The following is an 11,465-nucleotide window of genomic DNA, read 5'->3' on the forward strand; positions in this document are numbered from 1 at the left end:
CCCCCGCCTGCTCGCCCGACCGTCCGTCGGCGGTGAGCGCAACCTGCGCGACACGCTGCGCGACGAGCGCACGGGCGGCGTCCTGCTGCTCGTCGGCGCGCTCGCGGCGCTCGTGTGGGCGAACGTCTCCCCCGGCAGCTACCGCGCGGTGTCCGACACGGTCGTCGGGCCGGCGGCGCTGCACCTCGACCTGAGCGTCGCCCACTGGGCGTCCGACGGCCTGCTCGCGATCTTCTTCTTCGTCGTCGGGCTCGAGCTCAAGCGCGAGATGGTGGTGGGCGAGCTGCGGCACGTCCGCACGGCCGTGCTGCCGGCCGTCGCGGCGCTCGGGGGCATGCTCGTGCCCGCCGGCATCTACCTCGCGGTCAACCTCACGCGCCCCGACGGCGCACCGGTCGGCTGGGCGGTGCCGACGGCCACCGACATCGCGTTCGCGGTCGGCGTGCTGGCGCTGGTCGGGCGTGGGCTGCCGGTCGCGCTGCGCGCGTTCCTGCTGACGCTCGCGGTGGTCGACGACCTGCTCGCGATCGTCGTGATCGCCGTCGCGTACACCGACCACGTCGCGATCGGCCTGCTCGCGGGCGCGCTGGTCGCGGTGGCGGGCTTCGGCGTCGCCCTGGCGCGCGGCGTGCGCAGCCCGTGGCTCCTGGTGCCGCTGGCGCTCGCCGCGTGGGGCCTGCTGCACGCGTCGGGCGTGCACGCGACGATCGCCGGCGTGCTGCTGGGGTTCGCGGTGCCGGCGACCCCGGGCTCGGCACGCCACCCCCGCGCGACCGCGGGCGGCGTCGAGGACGTCGACCCGGACCTGCCCGACGGCTCGCTGGCCGAGCGCTACGAGCACGTGTGGCGGCCGCTGTCCGCGGGCGTCGCGGTGCCCGTCTTCGCGCTGTTCGCCGCCGGGGTGACGATCGCCCCCGAGACCCTCGGGGCGGCGCTGGGCGACCCGGTGGCCCAGGGCGTCGCACTGGGCCTCGTGCTGGGCAAGCCGATCGGCATCCTGGGTGCCACGTGGCTGCTCGCCCGGTTCACGCGTGCACGGCTGGCGCCCGGGCTGTCGTGGGCCGACGTGCTGGCGGTGGGCACCCTGGCCGGCATCGGGTTCACGGTGTCGCTGCTGGTCGGCGTGCTCGCGTTCGGCGAGGGGTCCGCGCACGACGAGCACGTGGTGGTGGCCGTGCTCGTGGCGTCCGTCGTCGCGGCGGCGCTCGGATCCGTCCTGCTGGCGTGGCGGTCCCGCGTCCACACGGCCCGCGCACGCCGCGACGCCGTGCACGACGGCCCGGACGACGCCCCGAACCGGTAGGTTCGCACCCGATGACCACCGTCGACTCCGCGTCGCTCCTCCTCGACGGCCCGTGGGAGCACCGCTTCGTCACCGCGAACGGTGCGCGGTTCCACGTGGCGCTGTCGGGCTCGCAGGACGCGCCTCTCGTGCTGCTGCTGCACGGCGTCCCCCAGCTCTGGTGGGCGTGGCGGCACCAGCTGCCCGTGCTCGCGGCGGCGGGCTACCGGGTCGCCGCGATGGACCTGCGCGGCACCGGCTGCTCCGACAAGCCGCCGCAGGGGTACGACGTGCCGACGCTCGCCGCCGACGCCGCGGGGGTCGTGCGCTCGCTGGGCGCCGACGACGCCGTCGTGGTCGGCGCCGGCACCGGGGGCGACGTGGCGTGGGCGACGGCCGCCTACCACCCGGACGTCGTGCGTGCCGTGGCCGTGCTGGGCGCCCCGCACCCGCTCGACGCGCTCGCGCTGCCTCGCACGCCCCCGGGACCGGCGGCCTCCGCGGTGCTGGCGTTCGCGCAGCTGCCCTCCCTCCCCGAGCGCGCGATGACGCAGCGCGACCTGGTGGACCGGATGCTCACGCACTGGGGCGGCGTGCCCGGCCGGCCCGACCGGGACGCGGTCGAGACGTACCGGCGTGCGGCACGCGTGCCGTTCGCCGCGCACAGCCAGCTCGAGCAGGTGCGCTGGCTCGTGCGCTCGACGCCCCGGCCCGACGGCCGCCGGTACCGCGCGACGCTCCGCGCGGCCCGGCCGGTCCCGGTGCTGCAGGTGCACGGGCGGCGCGACGGCCTGCGACCCGCGGCGACCGCGGCGCTGCGTCCCGCCACGGCGCACGTCACGACGACGTACCGGTTCGAGCTGCTGCGCGAGGCGGGGCACTACCTGGCCGACCAGGCGCCCGAGCTCGTCGGCGAGCTGCTGACCGACTGGCTCGCCGAGGTCGACCCGCTGCGCTGAGCCGCCGCGCGCGCCGACCGAGGGCCGTTCAGCCCTTGAGCATCGCCGCGGCACGCTCGGGGTCCTGCTCCCCGATGCCGGCCGACGGGCACAGCGCCGCCACGGGGCACGCCCCGCACGCGGGCCGCCGCGCGAAGCACGTGCGCCGTCCGTGGAAGATCAGCCGGTGCGAGGCCGCCGTCCACGTGCGCCGCTCGAGCAGCTCGCCCAGCTCGGCCTCGATCACCACCGGGTCGTCGCTCGTGGTGTAGCCGAGCCGGTGCGAGAGCCGCTGCACGTGCGTGTCGACCGTGATGCCGGGGACGCCGAACGCGTCGCCGAGCACGACGTTGGCCGTCTTGCGCCCCACGCCGGGCAGCGTCACGAGGTCCTCGAGCCGCGCGGGCACCTCGCCGCCGAACCGCTCCACCAGCTGCCGGCCGATGCCCGTCAGCGAACGGGCCTTGGCCCGGAAGAACCCCGTGGGCCGCAGCACCTCCTCGAGGGCGGTCGGGTCGGCGCCCGCCATCGCGTGCGCGTCGGGCCAGCGCGCGAACAGCTCGGGCGTCGTCAGGTTGACCCGCACGTCCGTCGTCTGCGCCGACAGCACGGTCGCGACCAGCAGCTCGAAGGGGTCACGGAAGTCGAGCTCGCAACGCGCGTCGGGGTACCGGACCGCGAGCGCGCGGTCGATCCGGCGGGCGCGGCGCGTGCGCGCGAGCGGCGTCTCCGAACGTGTTGCGTCCACGGGCCGAGAGTAAAGCCGGTCACAGGCAAACGTTGCCGTTGCTCCCAGCGGGTGAAGAGATCGGGTGATCCGTCGCGGAACGGTCAAGCGGGAGCCACATCGGGCCGAACCACCCCGCATGCCGTCCCGCGTCGAGCACCCGCTCCACGACCTGCGTCTCGAGCGGCGCGCGCTGCGCGCCGAGCGTGAGCTCGTGGCCTGGTGGCGCCGCGTGGTGCGGGCCCGCATCGACCTGCTCGTCGCGCAGGCCGCGGCGCCGGGCCCGCTGGGCGAGCAGGTGGCCTTCGCGCTGCCGCTGGAGGTCTGCCTGCAGGTCCCGCGGCCCGACGACCTGCGCGACGCGCTCTCCCCGGGGAGCGCGGCGGCCGACGTAGGAGCGCTTCCACGGCTTCGCGCGCTCGACGCGCGGCTCGCGCGCTACGAGACGGGCGTGCAGGACGCGCTCGCCGACGCGACGTCGCGCCTCGTGGCGCACGTGGCCGCCGACCCCACCGCGTCGCTGCGGCGACGCACACCGGCGGTCGAGGGCAGCTGAGCGCCGCACGCGCCGCTCGGGCGCGCGCCCACCCCCGGATGGGGCAGACTGGCAGGCGGGTGTCCGGCCCTGAGCGTCGGACAGATGCACGCCCGCGGTTCCGCGGGAAGAGGGGATGGGACCGCCGTGGCGGAGGACATCGTGCTGACGGCACCGCTGTTCGCGGGCATGGACGAGGGGTCGTCGACCGCGCTGATCGCGTCGATGAAGGTCCTCGACGTCACGCGCGGCGAGGTGCTGTTCCACGAGGGCGAGCCGGGTGACCGGCTCTACCTCGTGCGGGACGGGAAGATCAAGCTCGGCCGCCGGTCCAACGACGGCCGCGAGAACCTGCTGGCCGTGCTCGGCCCCGGCGAGATGTTCGGCGAGCTGTCCCTGTTCGACCCCGGCCCGCGCACGGCCACGGCCACCGTCGTCGCCGACGCCGTCGTCCTCGAGCTGGGCCACCACGACCTCGTGACGTGGCTGGCCGACAAGCCGACGGTCGCCGAGCACCTCCTCCAGGCGCTCGCCCGCCGGCTGCGCCGCACCAACGAGGCGCTCGCCGACCTCGTCTTCTCCGACGTGCCCGGTCGTGTCGCCAAGGCGCTGCTGGACCTGTCGACCCGGTTCGGCCAGCCGGTCGACGAGGGCATCCGCGTCGCGCACGACCTCACGCAGGAGGAGCTCGCGCAGCTCGTCGGCGCGTCGCGCGAGACCGTCAACAAGGCGCTCGCGGACTTCGCCGCGCGCGGCTGGGTGCGCCGCGAGGGGCGCGCGGTCGTGCTGCTCGACGTCGACCGCCTGGAGCGTCGCGCGCGCTGAGCGCCGCACCGTACGCACGAGGCCCGGTCCGCCCACGGCGGACCGGGCCTCGTCGCGTCGAGGGCCTCGAACGGGCCCGGGTCAGGCGGTCTCGACCACCAGCTCGACCTCGACCGGCGAGTCCAGCGGCAGCACCGCGACGCCCACGGCCGACCGTGCGTGCACGCCCACCGGGCCGAGCACGTCGTGCAGCAGGTGGCTCGCACCGTTGACGACCGCGGGCTGCGCCGTGAAGGCGGCGTCGCTCGCGACGAAGCCGACGACCTTGACGACCCGCGTCACCCGGTCGAGCGCGGCGACCGGGTCGCCACCGTCCTCGGCGGCGAGCAGCGCACCGACCGCGGCGAGCGCGTTGAGCGCGGCCGTGCGGGCGAGCTCGGTGGCGGTCTCGACGTCCACGTCCGCGCCGACCTTGCCGGTGGCCGCGAGCGTGCCCGCGACGAACGGCAGCTGCCCGGACGTCCACACGTGCGCGCCCGAGCGCACGGCCGGCACGTAGGCCGCGACCGGCGCGGCGACCTCGGGCAGCGTCAGCCCGAGCTCGGCGAGCCGGGCGGCGACACGTCCCGCCGGGGCGGTCGTCATCACGCGCTCGTCGGCCGCTTGAGGTACGCCACGAGCCCCGCGTCGGGGCCCTGGATCACCGTGACGAGCTCCCACCCGTCGGAACCCCACTGGTCGAGGATCGCCTTGGTGGCGTGGATGATGAGCGGAACGGTCGCGTACTCCCACTGGGTCGCCATGCGCTCACCCTAGCGGGGGCCCCGGGCGCCCCGGCACCCCCGCGAGCGCCGGCCGACCGGCCCCACGGCGGCCGTGGAAGCGCTCACACGCCGAGAACGGCGAGGTCGTCGGCGTCGACGAGCTCCGCGCGCCACGACGCGACCTCGGGCCGCCGACGCAGCAGCGCACGCCGCTCCCGCTCGGTCATCCCGCCCCACACGCCGAAGTCCGTGCGGCTGTCGAGCGCGTCGGCGAGGCACTCGAGGCGCACGGGGCACCGGTGACACACCTCCCGCGCGTCGCGCTGCGCCGCGCCCTCCACGAAGAGCGCGTCCGGAGAGACCTCCCCCTGCCCGCACTTCGCCCGTGCCGTCCAGTGTCCGTCGAACATCTGCGCCCCCTGCGCCCCCTGCCCTGCCACGTCAACCTCCGCGTGTCGTTCCCAGCGTGTCGCCGAACGTACTGGCACGTAGGCACCCCTGACGAGCCCCCGGACGGGTCTTTCCGCCGGATGGCCGCGCCCGGTGTGCAGGTCCCGTGGAGGTGCGGGGCGGCACGCGGTACCGACGGCCCGTCGTCAGGTGCCGCCGGTACCCTCACAGGTATGCCGAACCCTGCCCGCTCGCGCGGACGCAAGGTCAACGCCTCGCAGGCGCTGGCGCTGCTCCTGTCCTTCCTCCTCGTCGCCGGGATCGGCGGCCTGCTGACCGCCGGCCTCGTGCTGCCCGGGGTCGCCGTCGCCAACGGCGTGACGAACGCGTCCGCGACCGCGTTCGACGAGGTGCCGAGCGGGCTCGAGCGGCGCACGCTGCCCCAGAAGTCGGAGATCCTCGCCGCCGACGGCACCCTGCTCGCGACGTTCTACCACCAGAACCGTGTCGTGGTGCCGCTCGCCGAGATCGCGCCGATCATGCAGAAGGCCGTCGTCGCCGTCGAGGACCGCAGGTTCTACGAGCACGCGGGCGTCGACCCCCAGGGCATGCTGCGGGCCGCGGTCGCCACCGTCGTCAACGACGACCCCCAGGGCGCGTCGACGCTGACGCAGCAGTACGTCAAGAACGTGTTCGTCGACGCCGCGCAGGGGGCCGACACCGAGGAGGAGCGCGCCCGGCTGACGCGCGAGGCGCAGGAGAGCAAGGGGCTGCCCGGCATCGCCCGCAAGCTGCGCGAGGCGAAGATCGCGATCACGCTCGAGAAGTCCATGTCGAAGGACGAGATCCTGGAGAACTACCTCAACATCGCGGCCTTCGGCGCCTCGGTGTACGGCGTCGAGTCCGCCGCGCAGTACTACTTCGGGATCCCTGCCAGCCAGCTCAACTACCTGCAGGCCGCGACGATCGCGGGCATCACGCAGTCGCCGTCCAAGTGGGACCCGGTCGGCCCCGCCGAGCAGAGCGACGAGGCGCGTCTCGCGCGGTACGAGAACTCCAAGACCCGGCGTGACCGCGTGCTGCGCGACATGAACCGCGACGGCTACATCACGGACGAGGAGCTCGCGGCCGGTGTGGCGACGCCCGTCCAGGACACGCTCAACGTGCACCCGCTGCGTCTGGGCTGCATGACCGCGGGCGACGCCGTGCCGGGGTCGGGATTCTTCTGCGACTACGTCACGAAGGTGATCGCGAACGACCCCGCGTTCGGCGAGTCCGCGAGCGAGCGGACCAACAAGCTCTACCAGGGCGGACTCACGATCACGACGACGCTCGTGCCCGGTGAGCAGGCCATCGCCGACGCCGAGGTGAAGAACGGCGTGCCGGTCGACGACCCGTCGGGCGTGGGCAGCGCCATCGTGGCGGTCGAGCCCGGCACCGGCAAGATCACCGCGATGGCGCAGAACCGCACCTACTCGGCGCGCCAGGAGCAGACCGAGCGCGAGACGTCCGTCAACTACAACACCAGCTACCAGTACGGCGGCTCCGCCGGGTTCCCTCCCGGCTCGACGTTCAAGCCGTTCACGCTGCTCGAGTGGCTCAAGCAGGGGCACGCGCTGCAGGAGACCGTCAACGGGACGCGGCTGAGCTACAACCAGAACGAGTTCACGGCCCCCTGCGTCGGACGTCAGTCCGGCCCGTTCAACTTCGGCAACTCGGAGAACGGCCGCGCCATCAACCAGACCGTCATCGACGCGACCAAGAACTCGGTCAACTCGGCGTACGTCGCGATGGCGCAGCAGCTGGACCTGTGCAACATCATGCAGGGCGCCGCCGACCTCGGCGTCACCAAGGCCGGCGACCCGAACAAGGTCGACGCCCAGGGCAACCCCCTGGGTGGCGTGCCGTTCAACCCCTACCCCGCCGTCGTGCTCGGCACCGACTCGACCTCGCCGCTGCAGATGGCCGCCGCCTACGCGACGTTCGCGGCGAACGGCACCTACTGCAAGCCGATCGCCATCACCAGCGTGACGACGGCCGCGGGCGAGGAGCTGCCCGTGCCCTCGGCGGACTGCCGGGCCGAGGCGATCGCCCCCAAGTACGCCTCCGCGATGAACTTCGCGCTGAGCAACGTGTGGACCGGCACCGGCAAGGACATCGCCAAGCCGCCGTTCCCGGCCGCGGGCAAGACGGGCACCACGTCGAAGAACGAGTACAACTGGTTCGTCGGCTACACGCCGCTGCGCGCGACCGCGGTGTGGGTCGGCTTCCCGGGCGCCATGCACTCGATGGGCGGCGAGGTCATCAACGGCAAGCGGTACACCCGCGGCCCCTACGGCTCGTCGATCGCCGGGCCGACGTGGAGCCGGTTCATGACGCAGGCGCTCGCAAACGTCGACAACCCCGGGTTCAGCGACGCCGGGGACCGCGAGGTCTTCGGCGAGCGCCTCTCCGTGCCGTCCGTGGTCGGACGGTCCGAGTCCGACGCGCGCGGCGCGCTCGAGCGCGCCGGGTTCCGGGTGTCGGTCGCGGGCGAGCAGGTCCAGTCGCCGTATCCGGCCGGGACGGTGGCGCAGCAGTCGGCGTCCACCGCCACGCGGGGCGCTTCGATCACCCTGACGCTGTCGAACGGGCAGCCGCCCGCCCCGGAGCCCGGCACCCCGGGTGACGGCGGTCCGGGTGGCGGCCAGGGCGGGCGGCCCGGCGGCCCCGGCAACAACGGCCAGGGCAACGGCGGGAACCCGAACCCGTGACGGCTGGCACGTCGCACCCGGCGACGGGTGCGCTGCGCGCCGCCGGGGGGCTCGCGCTCGCGGGCGCGGCCGCGCTCGCGTGGGCGTCGCTCGTCGAGGTCAGGTGGTACGCGCTGCGCGAGGTGACCGTGCCGGTGCTGCCGGCCGGGCAGGACCCGCTGCGGATCCTGCACGTGTCCGACCTGCACCTGACGCCGGGTCAGCACCGCAAGGTCGACTGGGTGCGTGACCTCGCGTCGCTCGACCCGCACCTCGTCGTCGACACGGGCGACAACTGGGCGCACCTCGAGGCGATGCCCGCGCTGCTGCGCGCGTTCGAGCCGCTGCTGTCCCTGCCGGGCGCGTTCGTGCTCGGCTCCAACGACTACGTCGCGCCGTCGTTCAAGAACCCCGCGCGGTACCTGCTGCCCGACGCGCGCCGGGCCCGGTCCGGGCCGCCGGTGGCACTGCCGTGGCGCGAGCTCGTCGCCCGGCTCACGGGCGCGGGGTGGGTCGACCTGTCGAACCGGCGCGACGTGCTCGAGGTCGACGGGCGCCGCCTGTCGCTGGTGGGCACCGACGACGCGCACCTGGACCGCGACCGCATGCCCGCCGCGGGCGGCCCCGACGACGCACGCACGTCCGACGGCCGCTCCCCCGCCGTCGACGTGCACCTGGGCGTCACGCACGCGCCCTACCGGCGGGTGCTCGACGCGATGCACGCCGACGGCGTCGACCTGACGATCGCGGGACACACGCACGGCGGTCAGCTCGCGGTGCCGTTCCTCGGCGCGCTGACGACCAACTGCGACCTCGACCTGCGGCGCGCCAAGGGCCTGCACGGCTGGCCGGGCGCACGCCCCGACCGCCCCGCGGGCGCCGGGTCGTCGTGGTTGCACGTGTCCGCGGGCCTCGGCACGTCGCCCTACGCTCCCGTGCGGTTCGCGTGCCGGCCCGAGGCGACGCTCCTCACACTCACGGCGCCCTGACGCATTTCGTGTCCGGGCCGCTCGTCGGCTATCCTTACCAGGCTCCACCGGGGTGTGGCGCAGCTTGGTAGCGCGCTTCGTTCGGGACGAAGAGGTCGTGGGTTCAAATCCCGCCACCCCGACAGACGGTGTCCACGGGCACCGACGCAAGAGGCCGGACCCTCAGGGTCCGGCCTCTTCGCTCTCCCCGACCCGCGCGTCAGAGCGGCCAGCGCTCCGGCTCGAGCAGCAGCAGGTCCGTGAGGTACCCGCGCCGCGCCGGGTCGGCCCACTCGGCGTCGTCGGTGCCCTCGGTGAGCATCCACGTGCCCCACTCCAGGCGCATGTAGACCAGCGCGTCCTCCCAGAGCGCACGCTCGGCCGTCGTCAGCGGCGGCGCGACCGCGAGGTACGCGTCGCGCAGCACCGCCCACTCCCGCGCGTCCGGCAGCGCCGCCGGCCCGGCCTCGTGGCCCGCGAACAGCGCCGTGTACGCGAGGTCCAGCAGCCGCGGCGCGACCTCGCCGTTCTCGAGGTCCACGACGACCGGGCCGGCGGCGCCGACGACGACGTTCACCGCGCGCACGTCGAGCACGACCGGCCACGCGGGCAGCGCCGCGTCCCGCACGCGCGGCAGCTGCGCACCCCAGAACCCCTCGAGCTCGTCGGCCCAGCGCGCCGCGACCTGGTCGGGCAGCGCGAGCCGGGCGACCACCCCGGCGATCGCGTCGACGTCCTCGGCGACCGACGCGGCGTCGTGCTCGGGCCACGAGAACCGCGGCAGGTCCGCGAGCGCCGGGTCGTCGGCGAGCGGAGCGGACGCGGCGTGCAGACGCCCGAGCAGGTCACCGAGCAGCGCGAGGTCCGCGGGCAGGCGCACCGGGCGTCCGTCGACGAACGGGTACGCCACCCGGTGCTCGACCCCGTCGGGGCCGGGCACCGCGAGCGGCAGCGGCAGGCCGCCGACCGGGGACACGGCGCCGACGCCCGCGGCCTCCAGCGCCCGCGCCCACGCCGCGAGCGCGCGCTGCCCGGGGCCGTCGTCGAGCGCGGGCTTGACGACCACGCGCCGGCCGTCGCCCAGCCGCGCGGCGTGCACCGGCGACGAGTCGTGCAGGGGTGCGGCGTCGACGTCGGCGGCAGGGCCGGTGCGCTCGCGCAGCACGGCCCGCAGCGCGGCGACGGACTGCGGGACGGGGCCGGACGACGGGACGGGGTCGGACGACGGGACGGGGTCGGACGGCGGGACGGGGTCGGACGGCGGGACGGGGTCGGACGTCATGACGGGCCTCTCGTCGGCGTGGCGCCGACGGGGTCGTCGGCGTGGCGTCGGCTCGGTCGCGCGGACGACCGTGGGGGCCGTGCGCACGCACGACCCCCACGCTCACCCGGCCGTCGCGTGGTGCGCACGTGAGTTGCGCACCACGCGACGCCACGTCAGCCGCGCGGCCCCAGGTAGGCCACGTCGCCGTCGGACGTCCGGATCGTGACCGTGCGGGAGGCGCCCGGGTCCGTCGGGGCGTCCACGGTCTGCCGGCCGCTGCTCGTCGAGATGCTCAGCGCGACCGGGCGGCCCGTGCCGTGCACGGTCACGCGCCCGCTGCTCGTCACCGCGGTCACGTCGCCCTCGACCCCGGCGACGAGGACCTCGCCGTCCGACGTCCGGGCCGACGTCGTGCCGCCCGCGCCGTCGACCTCGACGCGCCCGGCGGACGTCCGCGCCTCCACCGTGCCCGCCGCGTCGCGCACGAGCACGTCGCCGTCCGACGAGCGCGCCGCCACGGCGCCACCGGCGTCGACGACCTCGACACGCCCCGACGACGTCCGGGCCCGCACCTCGCCGCCGGCGCCCGACACGCTCACCGAGCCGTCCGACGAGCGGGCCTCGACGTCGCCCGTCGCACCCACGACGGTGACCCGCCCCGAGGACGTGCGCACGGTCGCCGTCGCGACGGCGCCCTCCGCCTCGACGTCGCCGTCGCTCGTGCGGACCACGAGGTCGGTGCCCTCGGGCAGGTGCACCGACGTGCTGGTGCGGCACGTGCCGATGAAGCGCCAGCCGCACGTGTGGTGCACGACGACCCGGTCGTCACCCTGCTCGGTGGACGTGTCCGGGGTGCGCCACAGCGCCCGGGTCCGGCGCTCGACCTCGACGGTGTCACCGGTGGTCGCCAGGACGGTGACGTCGCCGTCGGCGACGACCTCGACCACCGCGGCGGCGGGCACCGACTCGGTCGTCGTGAGCGTCGTGGCGGTCAGCTCCGACAGGCCCTGCTGCGCGAGCTGCGCGACGCAGACGGCGGCCAGCACGGCACCGACGATCGTCAGCACGCGCCCCCGGCGGGACGGCCGGCGGACCGGCGG

At 75.4% G+C, this 11,465-nt stretch carries 12 protein-coding genes and 1 tRNA gene; 7 read left to right on the forward strand and 6 right to left on the reverse strand.

What is annotated here, in order from left to right:
* The first annotated feature begins 7 nt into the window (after positions 1-7).
* Positions 8-1,303, forward strand: coding sequence for a Na+/H+ antiporter NhaA (gene nhaA, locus ATM99_RS17155; protein WP_082659992.1), 1,296 nt, complete (start codon positions 8-10; stop codon positions 1,301-1,303).
* Positions 1,304-1,314: 11 nt separating this feature from the next.
* Entirely contained in the window at positions 1,315-2,241 is a 927-nt protein-coding gene (locus tag ATM99_RS17160) for an alpha/beta fold hydrolase (protein ID WP_062104034.1), read from the forward strand.
* A 28-nt stretch (positions 2,242-2,269) separates the two neighbouring features.
* Here the strand turns inward: ATM99_RS17160 and nth are convergent, their stop codons facing one another.
* A complete protein-coding gene (gene nth, locus ATM99_RS17165; protein WP_062104035.1) occupies positions 2,270-2,968 on the reverse strand; it encodes an endonuclease III in 699 nt (232 codons plus the stop codon).
* Between the two features lie 118 nt (positions 2,969-3,086).
* On the opposite strand from nth, the gene ATM99_RS17170 reads away from it, so the two are divergent.
* Positions 3,087-3,503, forward strand: coding sequence for a hypothetical protein (locus ATM99_RS17170; protein WP_062104036.1), 417 nt, complete (start codon positions 3,087-3,089; stop codon positions 3,501-3,503).
* A gap of 126 nt (positions 3,504-3,629) precedes the next feature.
* A complete protein-coding gene (locus tag ATM99_RS17175) occupies positions 3,630-4,307 on the forward strand; it encodes a Crp/Fnr family transcriptional regulator (protein ID WP_062104037.1) in 678 nt (225 codons plus the stop codon).
* 81 nt (positions 4,308-4,388) lie between these two features.
* On the opposite strand, the gene ATM99_RS17180 is transcribed toward ATM99_RS17175, so the two are convergent.
* The 3 genes from ATM99_RS17180 to ATM99_RS17185 form a co-directional block, all read right to left on the reverse strand.
* Entirely contained in the window at positions 4,389-4,892 is a 504-nt protein-coding gene (locus tag ATM99_RS17180; protein WP_062104038.1) for a RidA family protein, read from the reverse strand.
* A complete protein-coding gene (locus ATM99_RS19525; RefSeq protein ID WP_190278870.1) occupies positions 4,892-5,050 on the reverse strand; it encodes a hypothetical protein in 159 nt (52 codons plus the stop codon). Before ATM99_RS19525 ends, ATM99_RS17180 begins: the two co-directional genes overlap by 1 nt.
* A gap of 83 nt (positions 5,051-5,133) precedes the next feature.
* Positions 5,134-5,421 carry a WhiB family transcriptional regulator gene (locus ATM99_RS17185; RefSeq protein WP_062104039.1) on the reverse strand — a complete coding sequence of 96 codons (288 nt, stop codon included), beginning with the start codon at positions 5,419-5,421 and terminating at the stop codon, positions 5,134-5,136.
* Positions 5,422-5,634: 213 nt separating this feature from the next.
* Between ATM99_RS17185 and ATM99_RS17190 the strand changes: the two genes are divergently transcribed.
* The 3 genes from ATM99_RS17190 to ATM99_RS17200 all read left to right on the forward strand — a co-directional run bounded on the left by ATM99_RS17190 (position 5,635) and on the right by ATM99_RS17200 (position 9,244).
* A complete protein-coding gene (locus ATM99_RS17190; RefSeq protein ID WP_062104040.1) occupies positions 5,635-8,154 on the forward strand; it encodes a transglycosylase domain-containing protein in 2,520 nt (839 codons plus the stop codon).
* Complete coding sequence (locus tag ATM99_RS17195) at positions 8,151-9,122, forward strand: metallophosphoesterase (RefSeq protein WP_082659990.1); 972 nt, start codon at positions 8,151-8,153, stop codon at positions 9,120-9,122. Before ATM99_RS17190 ends, ATM99_RS17195 begins: the two co-directional genes overlap by 4 nt.
* A gap of 48 nt (positions 9,123-9,170) precedes the next feature.
* Positions 9,171-9,244: transfer RNA gene (locus tag ATM99_RS17200), tRNA-Pro, on the forward strand.
* Positions 9,245-9,321: 77 nt separating this feature from the next.
* Here ATM99_RS17200 and ATM99_RS17205 read toward each other — a convergent pair.
* Positions 9,322-10,383 (reverse strand): hypothetical protein, encoded by a 1,062-nt coding sequence (locus ATM99_RS17205; RefSeq protein WP_062104041.1) that lies wholly within the window; start codon positions 10,381-10,383, stop codon positions 9,322-9,324.
* Between the two features lie 155 nt (positions 10,384-10,538).
* A partial coding sequence (locus ATM99_RS17210; RefSeq protein ID WP_223305240.1) for a DUF4097 family beta strand repeat-containing protein occupies positions 10,539-11,465 on the reverse strand: 927 nt, incomplete at its 5' end.

Source organism: Cellulomonas sp. B6 (genome assembly GCF_001462455.1).
In the GTDB taxonomy this organism is placed as follows: Bacteria; Actinomycetota; Actinomycetes; order Actinomycetales; family Cellulomonadaceae; genus Cellulomonas.

Bases quoted from the DNA above. Each gene is read 5' to 3' on its own strand.
- ATM99_RS17160 (WP_062104034.1), top strand. From the start codon at position 1,315: ATGACCACCGTCGACTCCGCGTCGCTCCTCCTCGACGGCCCGTGGGAG.
- ATM99_RS17170 (WP_062104036.1), top strand. From the start codon at position 3,087: ATGCCGTCCCGCGTCGAGCACCCGCTCCACGACCTGCGTCTCGAGCGG.
- ATM99_RS17180 (WP_062104038.1), bottom strand. From the start codon at position 4,892: ATGACGACCGCCCCGGCGGGACGTGTCGCCGCCCGGCTCGCCGAGCTC.
- ATM99_RS19525 (WP_190278870.1), bottom strand. From the start codon at position 5,050: ATGGCGACCCAGTGGGAGTACGCGACCGTTCCGCTCATCATCCACGCC.
- ATM99_RS17185 (WP_062104039.1), bottom strand. From the start codon at position 5,421: ATGTTCGACGGACACTGGACGGCACGGGCGAAGTGCGGGCAGGGGGAG.
- ATM99_RS17190 (WP_062104040.1), top strand. From the start codon at position 5,635: ATGCCGAACCCTGCCCGCTCGCGCGGACGCAAGGTCAACGCCTCGCAG.
- ATM99_RS17205 (WP_062104041.1), bottom strand. From the start codon at position 10,383: ATGACGTCCGACCCCGTCCCGCCGTCCGACCCCGTCCCGCCGTCCGAC.